A 21,593-nucleotide genomic window follows, 5' to 3' on the forward strand; every position below is an offset into this window, starting at 1 on the left:
CGTATTCCTGTTAACTATACCTCGATATAGATGTTGTAGTGCAGCAGCCAGTAGTTGATCTGAATCAGGTACGCCAGCATTTGGGGGCCAGCCATCAGCTGGCCAAACCAGGGCTTGCCGTAGTCGAAGCTCTGGCCTAAAAGGCCCTGTACCGCCTCCTTGGACAGAATCTTATGGATGGGCTGTAGGCTGTCCCGTAAAATATAGGTAAGCCGTTGTTTTAGGATAGCTTCATAGCCAGGATTGTGGGTTTTGGGGTAGGGGCTCTTTTTCCGCTGGAGGACCTCCCTTGGCAGCAGACCCTGGGCGGCGTCCCGCAGCAGGCCTTTTGGTACTCCGCCCGGGCACTTAAACTCCCAGGGCACGTTATATACGTACTGGGCAATGCGGTGGTCGCAATAGGGCACCCGTACTTCCAGGCCGCTCCACATGCTGCACCGGTCTTTGCGGTCCAGCAGGGTGGCCATGAACCACCGCATGTTCAGGTAGCTGATCTCCCGCATCCGCCGCTGCTCCGGGGGTTCTCCCGGCAGGGTGGGCACAGCCCGCAACGTCTCGTCCAAACGCTTGCCCACGTATTCCTCCATGCCCAGCTGTTCTTGCAGCTCTGGGTCCAAAAGGGACTGGCGCACGTCCAGGTTGTTGCTCCAGGGAAAGTGGGTACCGTCGAACATTTCCCGCCGGTGGAACCAGGGGTAGCCGCCGAAGATCTCGTCGGCACACTCGCCGCACAGGGCCACCACATGGTTCTGCTTTACCTGGCGGCAGAAGTGCAGAAGGGAGCCGTCAATGTCCGCCATGCCCGGAAGGTCCTTGGCAATGACCCCCTCGAAGAGGGAATCGGCCAGCTGGTCGTTGCTGCACAGCAGGGTGGTGTGGTGGGTGTCCAGCAGCCCGCTGACCTTTTCGGCCCAAGCCTGGTCCCGGTCTGGCTGAAAGGAGCTGGGGGTGAAGAATTCTTCGTTACCCTCAAACTCAAAGGAATAGGTAGAAAGCCCCTGGCCCCGCTCTTTTAGAAGTTTTGCGGCAATGGCTGTTACCACGCTGGAGTCCAGCCCCCCAGAGAGAAAGGTGCACAGGGGCACGTCGGCGGCCAGCTGCCGGTCCACGGTGTCCATCAGCAGATCCCGCAGGGCGTTCACAGTCTCTTGGTATGTCTCGGTGTGGGGGGCGGCGGTCAGATCAAAGTATTTTTGCTGCGTAAACCCCTCCCGGCCGAACACAGCCCAGTGGCCGGGCTTCAGCTCGTGGATATCCTTAAACACCCCGCAGCCCGGGGTGCGGGCGGGTCCCAAGCCAAAGACCTCGCACAGGCCCTGGCGGTCCAGCACGGGGTTGACCCCGGGAAATTCGAACAGGCCCTTGATCTCCGAGCTGAAAGCCAGCCGGTCCCCCTGGAAAGTATAGAACAGGGGCTTTACCCCAAAGCGGTCCCGGCACAGGAAGGTACGCTGCCGGCGGGTGTCGTCCACGGCAAAAGCGAAAATACCGTTCAGCTTTTCTGGACAATCCTCGCCATAGATGATGTAGGCGTTGAGTACTACTTCGGTATCACAGTGGGTGTAAAAGGTACAGCCCTTTGCCTCCAGGTCGGCTCGAAGCTCGGCGGCGTTGTACAGCTCGCCGTTATAGGCAATGGTATACTCCTGGCCCTCCCGCTGGGCGGTCATGGGCTGGGCCCCGTTTTGAGGATCGATTACAGCCAAGCGCATGTGGGCCAGGGCGCAGTGGCCGCTAACATGGGCCCCCTGGCTGTCGGGCCCCCGGTGGCTTAGACGACGGGCCATGCGCCGGGCTAGAGCCATCCACAGGTATTTTTCGTCTAATAGATTATCATCGTAGTCGCTGAAACCAGCAAATCCACACATAAAACCAGACCCTTTCTAAACGAAGTATTCATTTGCGCTTTTCTATTATATGTGGAAAGGGCCAAGGGTTTCCTCACTATGGAGAGGGTGTGAACTTTTTAAAAATAATAACGATTCTCACTTTACAAATTTTGGAAACTGTGGTATAATGGGTTCTCATAAACCTAGGGAGAAGCCCTGAAGGGCGAAGCAACTTTCTTTTGTTATGCAAGGCGCTGGTTTTCCCTAAGCGGATATGATTTATAGTATCATTCATAGTTATAGCCCGGTGGCTGTCTCGGTTCAGCGGGCAAGGGTGTGAAGAGACTTTTGTTTGGGCTTATCAGGCCTTTGGCGGGGGCATTTGCTTGCTTTGGGTCCTATATAAGCTGCTTATCTTGAATTCGTTTAAACTGTGACGCCCCTATTTTGTAAGATAGAGGCCAGCCGCCCTCCAGGGGCGTGGACAAACAAGGGGGAAGGCTGTTGGAAAAGCGGGAGAATTTCAGCCGGAAGCGGGCCGCCATTTTGCGGGCCCTGCAAGAGGCACGGAACCACCCCAGTGCGGAGTGGATCTACCGCCAGCTAAAGCCCCGGTACCCGGACCTTAGCCTGGGCACTGTGTACCGCAATCTGGGTCGCTTCTGCGAAAGCGGCCAGGTGGTAAGTCTGGGGGTGGTGGGGGGACATGAGCGCTTTGACGGCGACATTTCACCACACGCCCACTTGGTTTGCGCTGGGTGTGGGGCGGTGGTGGATATTCCCCGGGAAATGCCAGGGGAAGAGGAGCTGGCGGCGGTTTCCAACGAGACGGGCTGCCGGGTTAGCGGAGCCAGCGTTACCTTTACCGGGCTGTGCCCCCAGTGTGTGGAAAGGGAGAAACAGGATGGAACTAAGGAAGATCACCTTTGACAATGTGGACGCGGTTGTCTCTATGTCTGTTCGGGAGAACCAGCGGGGCTTTGTGGCCCCTAATGGGGCTAGTCTGGCCGAGGCCTATGTGGCGGTGTCTAATGACTATTGTGCCCAGGCCTTTGCTCTGTGTGAGGGGGACCAGCCCGTGGGCTTTGTAATGTTTGGCTATGGGAGCCTGGGCGATTTGGATGACCCGCCGGTGGCCAAGGGCAGCTACTGCCTGTGGCGGTTCATGGTGGACCAAAAGCACCAGGGCAAAGGCCTGGGAAAGGCAGCCCTGGAGGCCAGCCTGGACTATCTCCGTACAAGACCTCTGGGCCCGGCGGAGACGGTTTGGCTTAGCTATGAGCCGGAAAACGTGGCGGCGCGGGCTTTGTACCACAAATTTGGCTTTCAAGAAAACGGCCAGATGTGTGGGGAAGAAGTGGTGGCTGTGCGAAAGCTGTAAAGCCAATTGCCCCACAAAGAATTATTTGCGGCAATGGGCCCCGCGCCTGCCAAAGGCCGGAAGCAGGACCCTTTGTATAGATAGTAAACGCCAAGCGCATTAACTATCAATCAAAATTTAGGAGGAATGATTACTATGAAGAAGTTTGTTTGTCCCGTTTGCGGCTATGTGCACGAGGGCGATACGCCCCCCGAAAAGTGCCCCCAGTGCGGCGTTTCCGGCGAGAAGTTCAAGGTGCAGGGCGCTGACATGACCTGGGCCGCCGAGCACGTGGTAGGCGTGGCCAAGGGCGTGGACGAGAAAATTCTGGAAGGCCTGCGGGCGAACTTCCAGGGCGAGTGCACAGAGGTGGGCATGTACCTGGCAATGGCCCGGGTAGCCCATCGCGAGGGCTATCCCGAGATTGGCCTATACTGGGAAAAGGCTGCCTATGAAGAGGCCGAGCATGCGGCCAAGTTTGCCGAGCTGCTGGGCGAGGTGGTCACCGACAGCACCAAGAAGAACCTGGAAATGCGTGTTGAGGCCGAAAACGGCGCTACTGCCGGCAAGATGGACATTGCCAAGATGGCCAAGGAGCAGGGCTTGGACGCTATCCATGACACAGTGCATGAGATGGCCCGGGACGAGGCCCGCCACGGAAAAGCCTTTAAGGGCCTGCTGGAGCGCTACTTTAAGTAACGCGGGGCCAGTATGGACATCAAGAAAAAGATAGAAGAGCTGGCCGGGCGGCTGAAGGAAGATAAAGACCTTCAGGCCAGATTTTTCAAGGAGCCAATTGCCACCCTGGAGGAGCTTTTGGGCGTGGACCTGCCAGAGGAACAGCTGAAACAGCTGGCCGAGGGCGTAAAGGCGAAGATGGGTCTGGACAAGGCTGGAGACCTGGCCGGGGACCTGCTGGGCGGGCTCTTCGGAAAAAACAAGTGAGGTAACGGATTATGGACAAGTATGTATGCCCCTGTGGTTATGAGTATGACCCGGCTGTGGGTGACCCGGATAACGGCATAGCCCCCGGCACCCCCTGGGAGGACGTGCCCGAGGACTGGGTGTGCCCCACCTGTGGGCTGGGCAAGGACGCGTTTGAAAAAGCGTAAAAACAGCATAAAAAAGGGCCGGGAGAGTTCCCGGTCCTTTTATTTTGGCAGTTTCTTGATTTACTTGTAGCTGGTGAAGCCCAGGTCGGCTAGACCAATCTCATAGAAATAGTTTAGAACGGAGTCCCAATAAGCCATAAAGTCCTGAAGAATAGCGTTATAGATTTCTGTAGCTTCAGCATCTACAGCGGACTCATTATCAGCGTATTTCAACTCCAGTTTCGTGTCTTTGGCATATTCGGACATGACCATCTTGACAGGCACAACCGTCGTGCTCTTTGTGCCGTTTTCATACTCCCAAATGACAGGAGGAGCGGTTTTTAGATTACCAGAAGTGTGGAAAGACATGATAGAAGAATAGGTGTATTTCTCATCGTCTTCCTCGTGATTTTGGATAATGCTAAAATAGACTTCGTGTTCCGCAGGTACATAACCTATTTCAACAGTGATATTCGGCAACTGCGCAGTTTCATAGTAGTTGCCGTCATCATCCTTAGTACCATTCTTTTCAAGCTCGGTGGCAATACCTTGGATGTGGTTTATGACAGGAGTAGAGGGCTCCGGTGTGGGCTCGGGCGTCTCGGTGGGCTCGGGAGTCTCACTGGGCTTTTCAGAGGGATCCGGCGTTACGGTGGGGTCAGGAGTCTCATTGGGCTTTTCAGAGGGATCCGGCGTTACGGTGGGGTCAGGAGTCTCGGTGGGCTTTTCAGAGGGATCCGGCGTTACGGTGGGGTCAGGAGTCTCACTGGGCTTTTCAGAGGGATCCGGCGTTGCGGTGGGGTCAGGAGTCTCGGTGGGTTCGGGCTCACGCAGAATAATGCCTGCCACGTGGGCCAGGGTCTGCTCGCTGTCCTTTACGGGGGTCTCCAGTGCGGCTACGGAGATGACGGCCATGTAGCCCCGGGTAAAGGTGCTGGCGGTTTCGTTGATGCCCTGGCTAATGCCCAGCTCGTCGGTCTTTTTCCAGGCGGTGCGCCAGTTAAAGTCCTCGCCGTCCTTGTAGCCCATGGCCCGCAGCACCATAGTGCAGAACTGGGCGGGGGTGACCAGGGACTTGGCGTCAAAGCGAGTGGTGGAAACGCCCTTGACCAGCTTCTGGCTATAGGCGTAGGCCACGGCCTTTTTGCCGTAGTTGGGAATCTCGTCGGTGAAGGGGGCCGTGCCAGTGAAAGCGTTGGCCTCGTTCACTTTACCCAGCAGGCGCACCAGCATCACGGTGGCGTCTACGCGGCTTAAGGGCGCTTCCAGATTAAAGATGGGATTGCCATCCTCGTCATAGCCGGTGCCGTTCATCAGGTTGTTAAAGGCCAGCAGCTCGGCGGCCTTTTGCTGCTCGGCCAGGGTGGGCGGTGAACCGGGCGCGGGCGCGCCGTCGTCGGGGGCATCCTCGGCAAAAGCCACAGGACATACGGACAGGACCATAATGGCTGCAAGAAGCAGGGCAAGCAGTTTTTTCATGATGTTTCATCATCCTCTCAATTATATTTTTGTTTGGGGAGCGAGACAAGCCTGCTCGTCAAAACTGCCACTGTATATTGTAGTATCTTTGGAAGAATTTGTCAATATTTCCTTTATAATTGGTTGGCGCGATATGATTTCTATGACCATATTGGGGTATAAAAAAATCTCCCCAAGATCCGCCGGGGGAGATTCAAGGCAATACCGCAACAAAGACTTTGCATGGGATTTGCCTGCACTTTTTCCATCATATCGCATAGCTTTCGCTTGCCAAAGAGTTGGCTTCGCCAACTCTTGTATACCTTTGACGAAAAAAATTGGCTGCGCAACTTACGCGCAATCTTTGTGCGGCATTGCCTTAACAGCGCGGGTCATTTCGCCGTGTTGGTCTTTTTTGCGATCACGCACACTGCCGCGTCCAGCAGCTCCTGATAGGTTTTGGGCTGGGGCCCTTCTACACCCGCGGGCAGGATGTGCTCGAAGATGCACAGGTTGCCCAAAGCTTTCATCTGCCGGTACTCCTCTTCGGTGCGGATGGTCCAGCTGACCTCCTGCATCCGGAATACCCCCCGCACAGCCCGTATGGCGGGGATGTCCCGGTTGTGCAGGTCGTAGGCCTCAAAGTTGGGGCGGGTGTACCAGTTGGTCATTAGGTTGCGGCCGAAAAAGGCCTGGGCGGCGGTCATGCCGTCATCCCCCTTGCGGAAGCGGCCCATCAGCTGTCCCCGGACCACATCTGGACGGTTTACCCGGAACCACCGCACAATGCGGGGGTCGAAAGACTCGATACAGTACAGGCCCTGGTAGCCCTCCAGCTCTTTCATGACCAAAGAGCAGAGCCGGGCGGGATCGTTGTAGCCCTTTAGCTCGATAATCAACGGCGTTTGGCCTGAAAGCCCCGCCAGTACCTCCCGAAACAGAGGGATGGGTTCCTGGGTGCCGAAGAGCCGGTACTGCTTCAGCTGGTCCCAGGTAAGGTCCGCGATGGCTACAGGAACGCCACAGCTGCGCTTTAGGGTGGGGTCGTGGTGTACCACAACTTGGTTGTCCTGGGTGAGTTGCAGGTCGAACTCCATGCCAAAGCCGGCCAGCTCGGCCAGCAAAAAGCCCTTCATAGAGTTTTCGGGCACACTGTTCTCAATGTTGTGCAGGCCTCGATGGGCGTAGTCGAACCGGTGGAAGGGGGCAAAGCTGGGCCTGCCCCACAGCTGGGGGGCGATAAGCCACAGCCAAAGAACCAGCAGCGCCGCAAGAACCAGAAGCAAAATGAACATGATACCACCCAATCCACAGTATAATTGATAGAACCTATCATACCGCAAGGGACGGGATTTTGCAAGAGCGGGGGCGAAATTTTTGAAAAAAGTTTTCATAAAGAGAAAGGCCCGCCACGGGGGCGGGGCTTTCTCCAGTGAGCTTATGTGACAATTGTGTGTCTAGTTTTTACAGTGGTATTGCATGACCGTGAGTTTGTACTAAGGCGACAGCCAACGGGCGTATTGTAGGAGCGGACTGGAATAGATGCTTGAATAGGAACGTCTCTATCTGTATAGTTTCTACCATGGGCAATATCTTGTCCATTCAGCCCGTCTGTATATCCTACATTATAGCTTGTGGTTCCAGAAGGTAATTCGGGAACCCAGCACAGAATGATGGACCGAAGGTTTCGGGGAGCGGTCACTGTAGTAAAAGGCACTGCGTTATGGTTGGGATTATTGGGATGAATTGGTACATTGTAATAGGTGCGTTCTATCGGAGCGTTAAGAGGTTGTATATCATTATCGGCCGTTAAAGTCTCTTCCTCAACATTGGATTCATCTGGTATCGAATCAATGATGAGGGACTCGTCCACAGGAATTTCCCAGCCAGGAAACAAGTCGCTGAACTTCGGTGGAATTTCAATCACATTTGCGGCAATATCCACGCGCATGGCAATAAAATCATCGTTACGCCAATCGTAGCTGTAGATGATTTTTTTTCGTGCCGCCAATATTTTGGCCTTTAGTTCTTCGTCAGCCTGTTCGATATCCATGTAGGCGAGCTTCCGGGTTTCTTCTGACACATTATCAGATTGTGCGCAAACAGTCACATCGGGAGAGTGGTCCTCAAACCCAGCATCCAGATAAGTTTGGCGCATCCACTCTACCTGTTCGTCAAGAGACAGGTTTTGAGGAGCTCTGCTAAGAACAGCCGCCATTTCCATGCAGTTTGGATCATCGAGGTCGATTTCCATTGTGGTCGTTTCCTCGACTGTAACCTGCGGTTCCGTGCTATTCTGGAGACCATCATTTGAGGCCGCCGAAGCCGAAATAGCCAGCGCAGCCGCCAGGAAAGCGGTACACAGGGCAAAAAGTGCTTTCTTCATAAAGATCCTCCTTTCCAGAGTATAGGTTGATAACGGACAAGAAAAAACTTCACCTCCTACTGTGATTTTTAATGACTAAACATATTATAGTACATATAACCTGAGTTTGATTCCCCAAAAGAATTAAGTGAATAATTTTGGGGAAAAGTGGAATTTTTTTACCCCTCATCTCTTTTCTTTCGGGGATAGGGCGCAGACTGGTCCGTCAGCCCCAGCAGATAGTCCACGCTGGTGCGGTAGTAGGCGCTCAGCTGGATGAGCACCTCGGTGGGGATGTCCCGCTTGCCCAGCTCATAGTTAGAGTAGCAGGCCTGGGTGCAGTTTAGATAGGTGGCCAGGTCAATCTGCTGTAGGTCCCGGTCCTCTCTCAAATCACGAATCCTTCTGTACATGGGTGTTTCTCCTTTTGCTCCTCTAGGCTCTTTTTTCAATCTATTTTTCCTCAAAATTCAGTATACGTAAAACGTTTTGTTATATTGACTCATTCAACAAATTGTTGTAAAATGAGATGAAAATAGATTTTTTGTATAAGGAGAACCCCTATGGAATTCGGCCCTGCTTTGTCAACGGTCCTAATAATTTTAGCTTTTTTCATTATAATAGCCCTGGCGGCTGGCATCAAAAGGGGCTACGCGAAACGAGCGGCCAGCCGGCGGGAGCGCCCGGAAAGGGCGGCTTTGGAGCGCTACCTGCAAGATGAAGGCCTGTGCGCCCTTAGCTACGCCATCCATTTACTAAACCTGCGGGGGCTTTCCCACCGGGAACGCACCGGGGCCATTGCCGAGGTCATCCGGACCGGGGCGGACGTGCTGTTTATTGGAGAGGACGGCATCCGGTTCGGGCGGCCTATTACCCGCGCAGTCTTAGTAAAAGATGGGTTTGTGTGTTCAAACTGCTGTGCGGCCCTGTTTTTTGACCGTCCGCTGGGAGATTTGCCCCCCTACCGGCTACAAGTAATGCCAGGAGAACAGGCGGGTACATATGGACTGGCCATGGGCAGGGGAAAGCCACTGCTCCGGCTGGCGGCCATTGGATGCAGAAAAAGTCTGATTGGCGACCGGGCGGTGGAGCGGCAGTATGTCTATGGGGAAGATGGGGACGTGGTTCTGCTGAACGTGGACGGCTGCTCGGAAGAGCAGGCCAAAGGGCTGGCGGCATTCTTTAATGAAAGATAGAGGTAAATGAAGAGAAAGGAAATTCCCGCTTTGACAAGGGAGGCTAGGAGTGGTATAATTAACCCAAAAGCATCTTTTGTAAAGGGGGAGGCCACCATGAGTATTGCCGATTTGCACACCCACAGTACCGCCTCAGACGGACAATACGCGCCCGCCCGGCTGGTAGAGCTGGCCAAGGAGCGGGGCATTCAGGTGCTTGCCTTAACAGACCACGACAGCGTTGATGGCGTGGAAGAAGCTGGCCAGGCCGGGGAACGATTGGGGGTCACTGTGGTACGAGGTATAGAGCTAGGAGCACTGGAGTATCGAAACCTGCATATTCTTGGGTACAATTTTGCGCCAGAGGCCCCGGCTCTTGCCAGTCTGTGCCAAAAGCTGCGGACCGGCCGGGAAGAGCGCGTGGCACGCTTACTGGACTTTTTGGAGGAGAAAGGTGTTCCTGTTGCGGAAGAGGAAGTGCGGCGTATAGCCGGCGGTGGGGCGATCGGCCGGCCGCATTTTGCCCGGGTGATGGTGGAAAAGGGCTATGTGCAGAGCAACCGGGAGGCCTTTGACCGTTATCTGGATACTGAGGAGTACCAGCGGATCGCCCCCTGGAAAGCCACGGCCCGCCAGTGCCTAGAGGCCATTAAAGCCGCGGGGGGAAAGGCATCGCTGGCCCACCCCTACCAGCTGGGTCTGGGGGACGGTCCCTTGCGGGAGCTGGTGGCCCAGCTAAAGGGCTGGGGCCTGGAGGGAATAGAGTGTTACTACCCAGTGCACACCCCCCGGCAGCAGGCCTTCTATTTAGAGCTGGCCAGGCGTTATGGCCTGCACCCCACGGGCGGCAGCGACTTCCACGGGGAGAAGGTAAAGCCGGACATTCAGCTGGCTGCTCTGGATTTAAACACGGATTGGATTTTTGTATAAGCTGCCTATGTGTAGTAGAATAGAAGTATATGCCGCCCAGGTTTTTGACCTGACCGGCACTTTTTTTGTGGTGGACCCGGCAAAGGTTAAAAATATGACTAAACAGAATGCACATAAAGAGTGTTGTGTGATATTACCAGATTCTTAGAGTGAAATACAGCCTGGTTTTTTCGGCTAATTGCGCTAAATCGATAACAAGAAATTTAAAAATAATATTCAAAAAAGTTACAATTCTGTAATGACTAGCAATATTTTGTAAAAACCTCTTTACAAATAGGCCAATCGTTGATATAATGTGTACAAATCTTATCTGCCACCGAGAGGGCGCCCTCTCGGCAATCCCGGTAAAACCGGGATTATAGGCAGACTGTGGACCGTTTCCAGGGGGGCGCTCCTGAAAAGGCACAGTCAAAATCAATAAGAGGAGGGCTCTATATGGCAACCGCCACCGCCAAGCCGCAAAACGAGAAAAGCAACGGCTACTGGTCCAGACTGTTTCGTGACATGCTTCGGGACAGATGGCTATACCTGCTTCTGCTGCCTGGCTTGATCTTCTTTATCATCTTTAAGTACATACCCATGTACGACCTGCGCATCGCGTTTATGGAGTATAACGCGTTCGACCCATCCTCCAGCCCTTGGGTGGGGATGAAGCAGTTTACCGACCTGTTCACCAAGCCCCAGTTCCCCAAAGTTTTGGGAAATACCCTGTACATTGCCATCTTGAAAATGGTTATCGGTTTCCCGATTCCCATTATCTTGGCTCTTATGATGAATGAAATGCGCAACCTGAGGTTTAAAAAGGTGGCCCAAACCCTTTTGTACCTGCCCTACTTTGTATCTTGGGTTATCATGGCCGGCCTGGTCATGAACTTCCTGGATCCTTCTAACGGTATCGTTACCGACCTTATTGAGATGATTTCCGGCCAACGAATTCAGGTACTTACAGATAAAGGCGCTTTTGTGCCCATGTTGATTGTTAGTGACATTTATAAAGGGATGGGCTGGGGCACCATTATCTACTTTGCGGCTCTTTCCGGCGTAGATCCCCAGCTGTACGAAGCCGCTTCTATTGATGGTGCCAAGCGTTTCAAGCAGTTGCTGCATGTGACGATTCCGGCCATTATGCCTACGGTCATTATTATGTTGATCATGAACTGCAATAATATTTTGAACGCTGGCTTTGACCAGATCTTCATGCTCTATTCCGCGCCTGTGTACGACGTGGCCGATATTATAGACACCTATGTGTACCGCATCGGCGTACAGAAGAACAGTTATTCCTTCAGTACTGCCGTGGGTATGTTTAAGTCGGTTATTGCCCTGCTTCTTATCGTCACGGTAAATACGGTGGCTAAGAAGACTGGCAATGAAGGCATTTGGTAAGGAGGAGGTAAAACATCATGGCAAAAAGCATTGCGGCTGGTGTCACTGGACACAGCAATAAGATCAAGACCTCCCTGGGCGAGAAAGTATTTACCGTGTTTAACTATGCGTTTTTTACGGTTCTTTGCCTGATCATGCTCTACCCTTTTTGGCACGTGTTTATGCAGTCCTTCTCTTCCACGGACGCAGCCCTGCGCGGCGGTATCTTCCTGTACCCCAAGGGCTTTAATCTGGGCACCTATGAGTCAGTATTTAAAAACCCCCAAATCTATAAAGGCTTTGGCGTCAGCATTTTTGTTACGGCAGTGGGCTCTGTGATGGGTACCCTGGTTACCGCTATGACAGCCTATCCTCTTAGTAAGTCCCGGCTGCGGGGCAGCGGCATTATGATGTTCCTGGTACTGTTTACCATGATCTTTAATGCGGGCATGATCCCGAACTATTTGCTGATTCGTAACCTGGGCATATATGATACCCTGGCGGCTTTAATTCTGCCGCTGCTGGTTAGCGCCTATAACTGCATTATTATGAAGAGCTTCTTCCTGTCTATTTCCGAGAGCCTGGAGGAGGCGGCCCGTATTGATGGAGCAAATGATTTCCGTATTTTCTTTAGCATTATCCTGCCTCTTTCCAAGGCGACGATTGCCACGATTATGCTGTACAACGCGGTTATGTACTGGAACGATTACTTTAGTACAGTTCTGTACATCACCAACCCCGATTTTTGGTCCTTGCAGGCTGTGCTGCGGTTCATGCTGACCAACACCCAGCAGGCCATGCAGCAGGCGGGCGTCAATGTGCGTGTGCAGGAGAGCGCCAATGCCGTGACCATCAAGGCGGCTTCTATTGTGGTAGCCACTGTGCCGATCCTGCTAGTGTATCCCTTCGTGCAGAAGCATTTTGTGAAAGGCGTCATGATCGGCGGCGTAAAGGGCTAACCCAGCATAGACGCTGGCCCCGCTTTATAGGGGTTCGCTTTACTGGCCAGGTCAGAAAAGTTAGTTATGTGTTGTTTTACGCGCGTTAGCCAGCGTGAACGTAGACTGTATATGGGTCTACAGAATTATTGGGATTTGCGGCCGCTGCCTTTCAGCGGCGGCTGTGATCTATATTTTCTTACAATTGTGTTAGGAGGAAAACAAATTGAACAAGCAAGTGAAACGGATTCTCAGCTTGGTTCTGGCTCTTGCCATGTGCGTTGCTTTGTTCGCTGCCTGCGGCAACGACAGTGGAAGCAGCTCGAGTAGCACAGCCAGCACCGGCGAGGACAAGAGCAGCTCTACCCCCGAGAGCAGCACCGCTGGCGGGAATGAATCTAGCACACCCGAGGGCAGCGAGACAGGCACCGGCGAAAAGCTGGACGTTCTGAACATCTCTGAGCCCATGGACCTCTCCATCGCTGTTATGACCGGCTTTACCCAGTCTGACAGCCGCGTAGAGAAAATGCTGGAAGAAAAGTACAATGTCAACATTGAGCTGGTTGTTATTCCCGGCTGGGCTGATGGCCAGTCCTTTATCAACCTGCGGATGGCTGCCGACGATACCCCCAATATCATGTGGTGGTGGGGGATGGATAACGACTTCCTACAGTGGAAGCAGGCAGGCCGCTTGGTGGATGTGTCTAAGTACATGAATACCTATACCAACATCCGCGACTACTACAACAAGATGGACCCCAAGACCCTCTTCTATGCCACCGAGGAAGATGGTTCTATCTACCGCATTCCCGGCGACGTGGCCGAGCCTTCCTGCGAGGTCACCTGGATCCGTCAGGACTGGCTGGATAACCTGAATCTCAAGGCTCCCACCAACTTTGAGGAGCTGGAGGCTGTTATGAAGGCCTTTACCGAGGACGACCCCGACAAGAATGGCAAGAACGACACCTATGGTCTGGGCGGCGACGGTTACGACTTCCGTTCCTTCTGGCCCTGGATTCAGGGCTACGACTACACCCATTATGACCGCTGGGTTGTGGACGACAACGGCAAGGTAGCCTACGGCCCCGCCACCGACAACACCAAAGAATGGATTTCTGACGTGGCCGATCTGTACGCCAAGGGCTACATCACTCCCAACATCACCCAGGACACCGACCGCGACGAGGAAATGGCCAACGGCGGCTTCGGCATCACCTACAGCTGGTGCGCCTATAATAACCCCGATTCCGGCACCATGATGAGCTTCTATAAGTCCAATCCTGATGCCAAGTGGGTTCCCATTGATCCCATCTCCGGTCCCAACGGCAATCCTCAGGAGGATCCTGCCACCAGCGCTGCCTGGGCTCACTTTGGCATCACCCATACCTGCACCGATCCCGAGCGTGCCTATGCCATTTATGATGACATGTGCGGCCTGGAGAACTACATTGAGCGCCGCTATGGTGTTGAGGGCCAGGAGTATACCTATGATGAGGATGGTGTTTACCAGCCCATCATCTCTTGCGAAGGCGAGGAGAACAATGCCCAAAACATCGGTCTGAACCTGTTTAACAACCTGTTCAACCGTAAGGACGAGGGTTTGATCACCAATATTCCCTCTACCACCGCGCTGTTCCAGAAGTCTGGTGAAAACAGCCGCGATGCCGCTGCCCATCTGGTGGAGTGGCAGAACCCGGCTCTGCTGACCCAGTGGGTTGAATGCGGCACGGACATCACTGATGAGAAGAACCGTTACCTGTGGGGCGTCATTGGTGGCCAGGAGTCTGTTGATACCTGGGATACCTACATTGCTACCCTGAACGGCTTTGGACTAGAAAGCGCTACCGCGGAGGCCCAGGAAGTGTATGACGCTCAGGCTCAGCGGATGCAGGAGTACATGGACAATAAGGTCAACCAGCAATAATTTTTGAAATTATTTCATATTAGCTATTGACATTGTGAAATAAAGCTGTAGAATATGGGAGAGGCGAGATACCTCTCCCATATTTCTTTTTTATAGGAGTCAGAAGCTCATGGCGAATAATGGACACACAAAAGACATTTGTGTCCTGGGATTCTTAAAGGGGAGCTGCTGCCTACTGGTAAGGCCTGAGGGACGCAGACCCTAAGCTCCTGAAGCGCAGAATGTTCCCATGTTTGTGCCCAGCCGGTTTAGGGCTTGTTTGAAAAATCAAAAACGCCGGCTTTTTGCCCATAAGCGGCCATCTTCCGCGTCAAAAATCCTCGTCAACCGACAGGTTGACTTGCGTTTTTTTCTTGGAATCTGACCACTTCTGACCAAAAATTCGTCATTCCTTTTATTATCAAACAAGCCCTAGTCGAGTCAGAATGCTTCCCGCTGGGAATCTTTCCGGTTCTGAGATTGCGCTTTGACGATTCGCTCCGTCCTTTGCCAGCCTCACATTTTTTCCTTTTAAGGAGGAACTTATTATGCGTACTTTGGACCTTTCCGGCCCCTGGAAACTACGGGCCGAGTTTCTGGACATGACCCCTGGGCGCTTTCAAGAGGTGCTGGACCGCCCAGAGGGGAAATTTGACGTTTACCACGGGAAAATGCCCAATGCCTTTCCCAGCAAAGAGGGATTTATCACCGCCAATGTGCCCTGTGATGTGATTACCCCCCTGGTGGAGGCGGAGATCATCAGCGAACCCTTCCTTAAAACCAACACCAAGGACTGCCTGTGGATCCGGGATTTTTCTTGGTGGTTCATCCGGGAGTTCCAGGTGGAAGAAGACCTGTTGAAAGAGGAAATTGTTCGCCTGTACATTGAAATGCTGGACTTTAAGGCAGACATTATTATTAATGGAAAGCCCGCCGGCCACCACACCAATGCGTTTTGTCCCTTCTGTGAGGATGTGAAGCGCTTTTTAAAGCCTGGCGCAAACCAGATTATTATCCGCTTAACCTCCGGCATGGAGGACCACTATCCCAAGGACAGCATTGCCTTTTACTGTGCCAGTGAAAATGCGATCTGCGACCAGCGTGTCTATACCCGCAAGCCCCAGTTTACTTATGGCTGGGACTGGTGCCAGCCAGTACCCACCTGCGGCATTGGCCGGGGCATCCGCATTGAAGCCTTCACCGGGGCCCGGGTGGCTGCCAGCCGGGTGGATACGCTTTCTGTGGACAAGAACTGTGCACAGGTGCGCTTTGCCTTTGAACTGGAAAAAAGCGACATGTGCTCTTCGAAAGAAGCTATACTGGAATATGAGCTGCTGGATGGCGAGATCGTGGCTTTTGCTGGCAAACAGACCTTACTGCTTACCGGCGGCGTGAATTATGCGGAAGAGTCCGCTGTGGTGGAAAATGCTAAGCTCTGGTGGCCGAACGGTTATGGAGACCAGCACCAGTATATCTTCCGGGTAAAAGTAACCTGCGGCGGGCGCAGTATTATTGCAAAGGATAAAAAAATCGGCCTGCGTACGGTAGAGATCGACCATTCCAAGCTAGAGGACGGTACCCGGAATTTCTTCTTCAAGGTTAACGGCGTGCGGGTTTTCTGCAAGGGCGGAAACTGGGTGCCCACGGACTCCGTGTATCTGCGTACGCCAGACAGCAGCTACCGCACGCTGGTAGACGAGGCTAAGGCCGCGGGCTTTACCATGCTGCGGATGTGGGGCGGCGGCACCTACGAGCCGGACTGCTTCTATGAGTACTGCTCAGAGGACGGTATTTTGCTGATGCACGACTTTATGTATGCATGCGGCTACTACCCAGACCATGACCCGGCCTTTTTGTTTGAGGCCGAGCAGGAGGCCGAGTACCAGACCAAGCGCCTGGCCCACTATGCCTGCATGGGGGTGTGGACAGGCAACAACGAGATTGCGGAGTCCTACACGGACTGGTTCCCGGAGCCGATCAAGCTGCCTCGGTTCTATGGCGAAAAGATTTTCAACTATATCCAGCCTCGGGCGGTGCATCGTAATAGCCCGCTGATTCCCTACATGCCCTCGTCCCCCTACTTTGGTGACCCCAGGGCCAACCAGGTGGATGACGGCGACGTGCATGCCTGGACCTACCTGGGCAGGGACCCCAACACCAAGTTTAAATTCCAGTATGAGCTGGAGGCCTTTGACCGGATGCCCGCCCGGTTCTCCAGCGAATATGGCTTCTTCGGGGCCCAGATGGAGAGCACAGTCCGCCGGTACCATGATGGGGAAGAGCTGGACCGGGAGGGAGCTATTTGGAAGCACCACGGCGAGTTCGACCGGAAGCGCGAGCCTATCGACGGGGCCATCAACCGGCACCTGACGGACTTCTCCACCCTAGACACCAAGGGCTATCTGTTGTACAGCGGCATCATGCAAGGCTGCTTGTACGCGGAGATGGCCGAGGCCATGCGTCAAAAGCCCTATGGCGCCGGAGACCTGATCTGGATGTACAACGACTGCTGGCCCGAGACCGGCTGGACCATCATCGACTACTATCTGACCCGCAAGGTAAGCTTTTACTTCCTAAAGCGGGCTTTTGCCACCCGAAAGCTGATTGTCCGGCAGAGCCAAGGCGGCGCGCTGGTAACGGTGATCAACGAGACCCCCGAAGCCCTGGAGGCTAAGCTTGGCATTGGTTATATGGGGTTTGATGGCAAAACCGGCGCGGTCGTAGAGAAGAGCATGCAGGTAGGGGCTCATAGTTGGCAGCAGTTTACCGTTGAGGTATCTGGCGATCTGACAAAGGGTTTCTTCTTTGCCAAAGGAGATGGCTTTGAGACTGCCGACAGCCTGCGGGCCTATTACCGGGACTATACCTTCCCCAGGGCCCAGGTGAAGATCGACCGGGTGGAAGAAGACGGGAACGATCTGCTGGTTACAGTTTCGGCAGACGCCTATGTGCCGGTGGCCTATTTGCAGGCTGAGGACGACCGGGTACACTTTAGCGACAATTACTTTAAGCTGTACCCAGGAGAGAGCAAGACCATCCGTCAAGAGGGAAGCCACACCCCGCCGAACCTGGTAGTGGCGGAGATGACCCCGGGAGAGAAAGAAAAGATCTAAATATAATTGACAGATAAAGCAAAGAAAGACGCCCCCGCTGTTGGGCTGTACAGCGGGGCGTCTTTTATGTAGTAGGGCGTGTTTCCGCCCCTACTGATTCAAAAATTCCAGGTTCTTTCGGATAAATTCCACCCGCTGGCGCACACAGTCTGCGGTGCGGTATGGGTCCCGGGGAGTGTTGAACACATAGTCCGTCAGCCGGCCGATGTCCGTAGAGGCCACGTGCAGCCGGGTGTCGCTGGAGGCGTAGTAGATGTACACCTTGCCGTCCGGGGTATCAATGGCCCCGTTAGTGAATACCACGTTGCTGACATCGCCTACCCGCTCGCCGCCATAGGGGGCAATGAGGAACCCGCCGGGTTCGGCAATCACCTTGGCGGGGTCATCCAAGGCGGTGGCAAAGGCATAGACCACATACCGAAGGCCGTCGGCGGTATTGCGCACCCCGTGGGCAATGTGAATCCACCCCTTGTCCGTCTTAATGGGCACAGCGCCCGCGCCGTTTTTGCTCTCGGTAATGGTATGGTAGCGCCGGATGGAGGTCATACGTTCCTCGTCGATTTCGGCGTGGGCGATGTCCTTGCACAGGCCAAAGCCAATGCCCCCGCCGCTGCCGGTATCAATAAAGTCGTCCATGGGCCGGGTGTAAAAGGCGTACTGGCCGTCCACAAACTCCGGGTGCAGTAACACGTTCCGCTGCTGGGGAGAGCGCTTGGTCACCAGGTTGGGCAGGCGTTCCCAGGTTTTCAAGTCCTTGGTGCGCACAATGCCCGCGGCGGCCACAGCGGCGGAGAGGTCCGAATTTTGGGGGTCCTTGCTCTCGGAACAGAACACGCCATAGATCCAGCCGTCCTCATGCTTTGTCAGCCGCATGTCGTAAACATTGGTCTCTTCCGGGCAGGTATCGGGCAGTACGACAGGCTCGTCCCAGAACCGGAAACCCTGGGTGGGGCTGTCGCTTTGGGCCACGGCAAAGAAGCTCTTGCGGTCCGCACCCTCCATGCGGGCCACCAGGGTGTACTTGCCGTCCAGCAGAATGGCTCCACTGTTAAAGGCGGCATTCACCCCCAAGCGCTGCATCATATAGGGGTTGGTGGTGGGATTTGGGTCGTACATCCAGAAAGGCGGCACGTGTTCCCGGGTAAGCACTGGGTGCATCCAGCGCTCATAGATGCCATTGTGGTGGCTCTCGTCTACCATATTAGGGCGGTTGATCAAAGCCTCATAGCGGGCATTAATTTCTTGATAGGTCATTGGTGGTCACTCCTTATTTGTGTTCTTGCCAGAAAAATCATCACTTTAAAAGACCAGCCTGCGGTTGTGGGCCAGATAAACCAGGCAGCAGGGGGGCATTCCTTGTAAAAGCCGGTAACTTCCTCATTTCAAAGCTGGGACATGGCCGCCATCCGCAGAAAGGGCATTTGTTCTTTTCTGGGAAACGCCTTTAGGGAAATATGCCGGATGGCGCGGCTGCTTAGCCGGAGCTTTTCGCATGTAAGGTTGTATAAAAGAGCCTTTCAGATGTTGGCCTGTAGAGCGTGGAGAGGGCGGCGGGCCACGGTCAGGGGAACAGCTGGTCTTGGTACCCTTTGACTTGCATCAGGATATGCCCCATATTTCCCTCTCCCGCATACTGTGCAGCGTCGAAAAAGTCCTGGTCTAAGGTAGACCAGCACAGCTGGTTCTCGTTGCCGCGCACCTGGCTAGGATGCGGCAGTTTCCCTACAGAGACTTCCAAATAGCACTGGCTAATAGGCGGAGGAGATGAAAGGGGGCGGCCAGATTGCCTGCTAGCCAGATTTCCATGATTCGGTCTAGGGCTTGTTTGAAAATAGAGGAAATGACGAATTTTGGGCCAGAAGGGGACAATTTCAAGGAGAAGAACCGCTGTAGTTAGCTGCGCTAACTACGTCACTCTGGCGATTGACGAGGATTTTCGACGTAGAAAGCGGCCTCTTCTGGCCAAAAAGACGACGTTTTCGATTTTTCAAACAAGCCCTAGTTGGTCAGGATGAAGGGGATGGATCATCCGTCACAGGTCTCTTTCCAGCCGCGTTTGAGAGCGCCCGCAGTTAAAGCCCTTTGGATAGCGCTGGCGCATCTGGTCAATGTTAGCCTGGAAAATCTCTTCCAGGGGCAGGTCCAGGGCAGTGGCGGCCTTGGCCAGATACCAGGCGACATCTCCCAGCCCTCTGCCAGATGCGTCCGCTCCAGCTGGTGGCCCTGGGCCAGCCACTTTTTTACAATGTCAATGGCTTCGCCAGACTTGCCGCACAGGCCCATTACACAGTTAATCAACACATCCCGGCGCCGCTAGCTTAGGGTTCAGGAGGGTCATGGGCCAGGGCCTGGTATTCATGAATGGTCATGGTGTCCGCCTTAATGTCTATATTGATAACCGAAAATCCTCGCTCAAACAACCTTTGCAGGCTGTAAATACAGGTTCTAATAATTATTTTACGGGAAACTCAGTCCAATCGACGCGGTTCAGCTGCATCACATCCTGTGAAAACATCAGGCCTTGTTTTTCATAAAAGGGTACGGCGTCCTGGGCGGCACAGGTATATAGGATGATGTCCCGCTGGCCCCCGGCAGCTTCGTGGGCGGTATGCAGCAGCTGGCTGCCGATGCCTTGGCCCACATAGTCTCGGTCCACCCCCAAGTCGGTGATGAACAGCCAGTAGGCAAAATCTGTAATGCCGAAGCATACCCCCAAAAGTGTTCCGGCCTTGTCCCGGGCAGTCAGGCTGATGGGCGCGCTTTGGACCAGAGTCTCAATACGCTGCTGGAAGCGCTCTTTTGGATACTGAGAACCTAGGTCTGTGCGCTTGAGGAAATCGATGTACTGGGTGGCGGTCAGGCGCTCCGGCTGTATGGTAAACATGGCCAGGCTCTCCTATAGCGCCGGGTCCCGGCGCAGCACCTCTAGGCACATGCGGCCGTTGTGATACGGGCATTTCCAGGGCTCCACAATGGGCTTTTGGATGGGTGTGCCGTCCGCCTGGCAGGACCAGTACCATTCTGAGCCGGGGCGCTTGTCCACCATCACGTCCCGAATATAGGCCCACTGGCTGCGGACCGCCTCTAAATAGCGCTCCTCGCCAGTGTGCTGCCAGGCGTTGAGAAAGCCCAACAGCGCCTCGGCCTGGACCCACCAAACCCGGGTGGCGTCCACCACGCCGTTTTCGCTTTCATTGGCAAAGCCATTGCCCGGGGTATAGGCTGCTTCCAGAGTATGCTCCGCCATGCTTAGTAGCATGGGCCGCAGCCGGGCGGTCAGGGCCGGGTCGCCCAGCACGTCCAGGGTGTGGTCCAGCAGCCAGGAAGTCTCTATATCGTGGCCAAAGCTGTGCAGGTCGATGAGGGGATGGTAGTCTAGGTCAAAGAATACCTCCTGCCGGCGGCGGTCCGGGTTGTAGATTTTCTCCGCCCAGGTGTTCAAGATCCATATCAGCCGGTCCCGCACCTGCTGGTCGCGGCCCGCCTCATACAGGCCGGTGTAGCCCTCCAGCACATGGAGCAGGGTGTTCATGGTGCGGCCGGCCTCCACGCCGTTTTCGCTTAGCTTTTCGTTGCCTGCGGGCCGCCAATCAGCGGTAAAGGCCTCTAGGTAACCCGCCCCGTCAAAGCAGCGGGCTTCGATTTGATGAAACAGCTTCTGGGCCAGCTCCAGGGGCTCCTCCTGGCCGCTGGCCTGAGCGTAGGCAGAGAGGGCATATACCGCGAAGCCCTGGTTATAGGTGTGCTTCGTGCTGTCAAATACCGTGCCATCCGGGTTCATGGACCAGTACACGCCGCCGTGCTCTGGGTCCAGCATAGTGAGCAGAGCCTGATAGGCGTGGCGGGCCTCTTTCAGCAGGGCGGGGTCCTTAAGGAACTGGTAGGCTTGGGAGAAAAACCAGAGGATGCGGCTGTTGAGAATACAGCCCCGCTGGGCCTGTGGCTGGCGGGTCAGGTCAAAGTCCACCTGGCCCATATAGCCGCCCTGGCGGTTATCCCGCAGGCCTGTCCAGAAAGGGATAATGCGGCCGGTGAGCTCCTGGCGGATCTCCTGTACCATTTCTGT

The 21,593-nt window shown here is 54.4% G+C and carries 21 protein-coding genes; 11 read left to right on the top strand and 10 right to left on the bottom strand.

What is annotated here, in order from left to right:
• Positions 1-14: 14 nt before the first annotated feature.
• Positions 15-1,868 (bottom strand): asparagine synthase (glutamine-hydrolyzing), encoded by a 1,854-nt coding sequence (gene asnB, locus U8U68_RS12530; protein WP_322201295.1) that lies wholly within the window; start codon positions 1,866-1,868, stop codon positions 15-17.
• Positions 1,869-2,333: 465 nt separating this feature from the next.
• On the opposite strand from asnB, the gene U8U68_RS12535 reads away from it, so the two are divergent.
• From U8U68_RS12535 to U8U68_RS12555, 5 genes are all read left to right on the top strand, one after another.
• Entirely contained in the window at positions 2,334-2,759 is a 426-nt protein-coding gene (locus U8U68_RS12535; protein ID WP_322201297.1) for a Fur family transcriptional regulator, read from the top strand.
• A complete protein-coding gene (locus tag U8U68_RS12540) occupies positions 2,734-3,210 on the top strand; it encodes a GNAT family N-acetyltransferase (RefSeq protein ID WP_322201299.1) in 477 nt (158 codons plus the stop codon). The genes U8U68_RS12535 and U8U68_RS12540 overlap by 26 nt, the downstream gene beginning before the upstream one ends.
• 135 nt (positions 3,211-3,345) lie before the next feature.
• Positions 3,346-3,888, top strand: a complete 543-nt coding sequence (locus tag U8U68_RS12545; RefSeq protein WP_322201301.1) for an NADH peroxidase — start codon at positions 3,346-3,348, stop codon at positions 3,886-3,888.
• Positions 3,889-3,900: 12 nt separating this feature from the next.
• A complete protein-coding gene (locus U8U68_RS12550) occupies positions 3,901-4,134 on the top strand; it encodes a hypothetical protein (protein ID WP_322201303.1) in 234 nt (77 codons plus the stop codon).
• 11 nt (positions 4,135-4,145) lie between these two features.
• The gene (locus tag U8U68_RS12555; protein ID WP_322201305.1) at positions 4,146-4,301 is read left to right on the top strand and encodes a rubredoxin; all 156 of its coding nucleotides are present in this window, start codon (positions 4,146-4,148) and stop codon (positions 4,299-4,301) included.
• A 60-nt stretch (positions 4,302-4,361) separates the two neighbouring features.
• Here U8U68_RS12555 and U8U68_RS12560 read toward each other — a convergent pair whose 3' ends face one another.
• From U8U68_RS12560 to U8U68_RS12575, 4 genes are all read right to left on the bottom strand, one after another.
• Positions 4,362-5,759 (bottom strand): hypothetical protein, encoded by a 1,398-nt coding sequence (locus U8U68_RS12560; protein ID WP_322201307.1) that lies wholly within the window; start codon positions 5,757-5,759, stop codon positions 4,362-4,364.
• A 371-nt stretch (positions 5,760-6,130) separates the two neighbouring features.
• Positions 6,131-7,033, bottom strand: coding sequence for a glycerophosphodiester phosphodiesterase family protein (locus U8U68_RS12565; protein WP_322201309.1), 903 nt, complete (start codon positions 7,031-7,033; stop codon positions 6,131-6,133).
• Between the two features lie 143 nt (positions 7,034-7,176).
• Positions 7,177-8,124: a hypothetical protein gene (locus U8U68_RS12570; protein ID WP_322201311.1), complete on the bottom strand. Its 948-nt coding sequence runs from the start codon at positions 8,122-8,124 to the stop codon at positions 7,177-7,179.
• Positions 8,125-8,282: 158 nt separating this feature from the next.
• A complete protein-coding gene (locus U8U68_RS12575; RefSeq protein ID WP_322201313.1) occupies positions 8,283-8,516 on the bottom strand; it encodes a helix-turn-helix domain-containing protein in 234 nt (77 codons plus the stop codon).
• A 150-nt stretch (positions 8,517-8,666) separates the two neighbouring features.
• Between U8U68_RS12575 and U8U68_RS12580 the strand changes: the two genes are divergently transcribed.
• From U8U68_RS12580 to U8U68_RS12605, 6 genes are all read left to right on the top strand, one after another.
• On the top strand, positions 8,667-9,299 hold the full coding sequence (locus tag U8U68_RS12580; protein WP_322201315.1) for a hypothetical protein: 633 nt from the start codon (positions 8,667-8,669) through the stop codon (positions 9,297-9,299).
• Between the two features lie 96 nt (positions 9,300-9,395).
• On the top strand, positions 9,396-10,208 hold the full coding sequence (locus U8U68_RS12585; protein ID WP_322201317.1) for a PHP domain-containing protein: 813 nt from the start codon (positions 9,396-9,398) through the stop codon (positions 10,206-10,208).
• Positions 10,209-10,643: 435 nt separating this feature from the next.
• Positions 10,644-11,594 carry an ABC transporter permease gene (locus U8U68_RS12590; protein ID WP_322201319.1) on the top strand — a complete coding sequence of 317 codons (951 nt, stop codon included), beginning with the start codon at positions 10,644-10,646 and terminating at the stop codon, positions 11,592-11,594.
• A 17-nt stretch (positions 11,595-11,611) separates the two neighbouring features.
• Positions 11,612-12,532 carry a carbohydrate ABC transporter permease gene (locus U8U68_RS12595; protein WP_322201321.1) on the top strand — a complete coding sequence of 307 codons (921 nt, stop codon included), beginning with the start codon at positions 11,612-11,614 and terminating at the stop codon, positions 12,530-12,532.
• Positions 12,533-12,737: 205 nt separating this feature from the next.
• A complete protein-coding gene (locus U8U68_RS12600) occupies positions 12,738-14,435 on the top strand; it encodes a type 2 periplasmic-binding domain-containing protein (protein WP_322201323.1) in 1,698 nt (565 codons plus the stop codon).
• Positions 14,436-14,962: 527 nt separating this feature from the next.
• Positions 14,963-17,527: a beta-mannosidase gene (locus tag U8U68_RS12605; protein ID WP_322201325.1), complete on the top strand. Its 2,565-nt coding sequence runs from the start codon at positions 14,963-14,965 to the stop codon at positions 17,525-17,527.
• 90 nt (positions 17,528-17,617) lie between these two features.
• Here U8U68_RS12605 and U8U68_RS12610 read toward each other — a convergent pair whose 3' ends face one another.
• The 5 genes from U8U68_RS12610 to U8U68_RS12630 all read right to left on the bottom strand — a co-directional run bounded on the left by U8U68_RS12610 (position 17,618) and on the right by U8U68_RS12630 (position 21,587).
• On the bottom strand, positions 17,618-18,781 hold the full coding sequence (locus tag U8U68_RS12610) for a glycoside hydrolase family 130 protein (RefSeq protein WP_367575824.1): 1,164 nt from the start codon (positions 18,779-18,781) through the stop codon (positions 17,618-17,620).
• Between the two features lie 307 nt (positions 18,782-19,088).
• Positions 19,089-19,265: a hypothetical protein gene (locus U8U68_RS12615; RefSeq protein ID WP_322201327.1), complete on the bottom strand. Its 177-nt coding sequence runs from the start codon at positions 19,263-19,265 to the stop codon at positions 19,089-19,091.
• A 294-nt stretch (positions 19,266-19,559) separates the two neighbouring features.
• Entirely contained in the window at positions 19,560-19,763 is a 204-nt protein-coding gene (locus tag U8U68_RS12620) for a nucleoside triphosphate pyrophosphohydrolase family protein (protein ID WP_322201329.1), read from the bottom strand.
• A gap of 216 nt (positions 19,764-19,979) precedes the next feature.
• Positions 19,980-20,411 carry a GNAT family N-acetyltransferase gene (locus U8U68_RS12625; RefSeq protein WP_322201331.1) on the bottom strand — a complete coding sequence of 144 codons (432 nt, stop codon included), beginning with the start codon at positions 20,409-20,411 and terminating at the stop codon, positions 19,980-19,982.
• A gap of 12 nt (positions 20,412-20,423) precedes the next feature.
• Complete coding sequence (locus U8U68_RS12630) at positions 20,424-21,587, bottom strand: AGE family epimerase/isomerase (RefSeq protein WP_367575825.1); 1,164 nt, start codon at positions 21,585-21,587, stop codon at positions 20,424-20,426.
• Positions 21,588-21,593 lie beyond the last annotated feature (6 nt).

Origin of the sequence: Acutalibacter intestini, assembly GCF_034334985.1 — a bacterium.
Lineage (GTDB): Bacteria > Bacillota > Clostridia > Oscillospirales > Acutalibacteraceae > Acutalibacter > Acutalibacter intestini.

What these genes read in the sequence shown, in the direction of transcription:
- U8U68_RS12590 (WP_322201319.1), top strand. Translation starts at nt 10,644, where the DNA reads ATGGCAACCGCCACCGCCAAGCCGCAAAACGAGAAAAGCAACGGCTAC.
- U8U68_RS12555 (WP_322201305.1), top strand. Translation starts at nt 4,146, where the DNA reads ATGGACAAGTATGTATGCCCCTGTGGTTATGAGTATGACCCGGCTGTG.
- U8U68_RS12630 (WP_367575825.1), bottom strand. Translation starts at nt 21,587, where the DNA reads ATGGTACAGGAGATCCGCCAGGAGCTCACCGGCCGCATTATCCCTTTC.
- U8U68_RS12625 (WP_322201331.1), bottom strand. Translation starts at nt 20,411, where the DNA reads ATGTTTACCATACAGCCGGAGCGCCTGACCGCCACCCAGTACATCGAT.
- U8U68_RS12585 (WP_322201317.1), top strand. Translation starts at nt 9,396, where the DNA reads ATGAGTATTGCCGATTTGCACACCCACAGTACCGCCTCAGACGGACAA.
- U8U68_RS12540 (WP_322201299.1), top strand. Translation starts at nt 2,734, where the DNA reads ATGGAACTAAGGAAGATCACCTTTGACAATGTGGACGCGGTTGTCTCT.
- U8U68_RS12570 (WP_322201311.1), bottom strand. Translation starts at nt 8,124, where the DNA reads ATGAAGAAAGCACTTTTTGCCCTGTGTACCGCTTTCCTGGCGGCTGCG.
- U8U68_RS12605 (WP_322201325.1), top strand. Translation starts at nt 14,963, where the DNA reads ATGCGTACTTTGGACCTTTCCGGCCCCTGGAAACTACGGGCCGAGTTT.
- U8U68_RS12545 (WP_322201301.1), top strand. Translation starts at nt 3,346, where the DNA reads ATGAAGAAGTTTGTTTGTCCCGTTTGCGGCTATGTGCACGAGGGCGAT.
- U8U68_RS12580 (WP_322201315.1), top strand. Translation starts at nt 8,667, where the DNA reads ATGGAATTCGGCCCTGCTTTGTCAACGGTCCTAATAATTTTAGCTTTT.
- U8U68_RS12575 (WP_322201313.1), bottom strand. Translation starts at nt 8,516, where the DNA reads ATGTACAGAAGGATTCGTGATTTGAGAGAGGACCGGGACCTACAGCAG.
- asnB (WP_322201295.1), bottom strand. Translation starts at nt 1,868, where the DNA reads ATGTGTGGATTTGCTGGTTTCAGCGACTACGATGATAATCTATTAGAC.
- U8U68_RS12595 (WP_322201321.1), top strand. Translation starts at nt 11,612, where the DNA reads ATGGCAAAAAGCATTGCGGCTGGTGTCACTGGACACAGCAATAAGATC.
- U8U68_RS12560 (WP_322201307.1), bottom strand. Translation starts at nt 5,759, where the DNA reads ATGAAAAAACTGCTTGCCCTGCTTCTTGCAGCCATTATGGTCCTGTCC.
- U8U68_RS12550 (WP_322201303.1), top strand. Translation starts at nt 3,901, where the DNA reads ATGGACATCAAGAAAAAGATAGAAGAGCTGGCCGGGCGGCTGAAGGAA.
- U8U68_RS12610 (WP_367575824.1), bottom strand. Translation starts at nt 18,781, where the DNA reads ATGACCTATCAAGAAATTAATGCCCGCTATGAGGCTTTGATCAACCGC.
- U8U68_RS12565 (WP_322201309.1), bottom strand. Translation starts at nt 7,033, where the DNA reads ATGTTCATTTTGCTTCTGGTTCTTGCGGCGCTGCTGGTTCTTTGGCTG.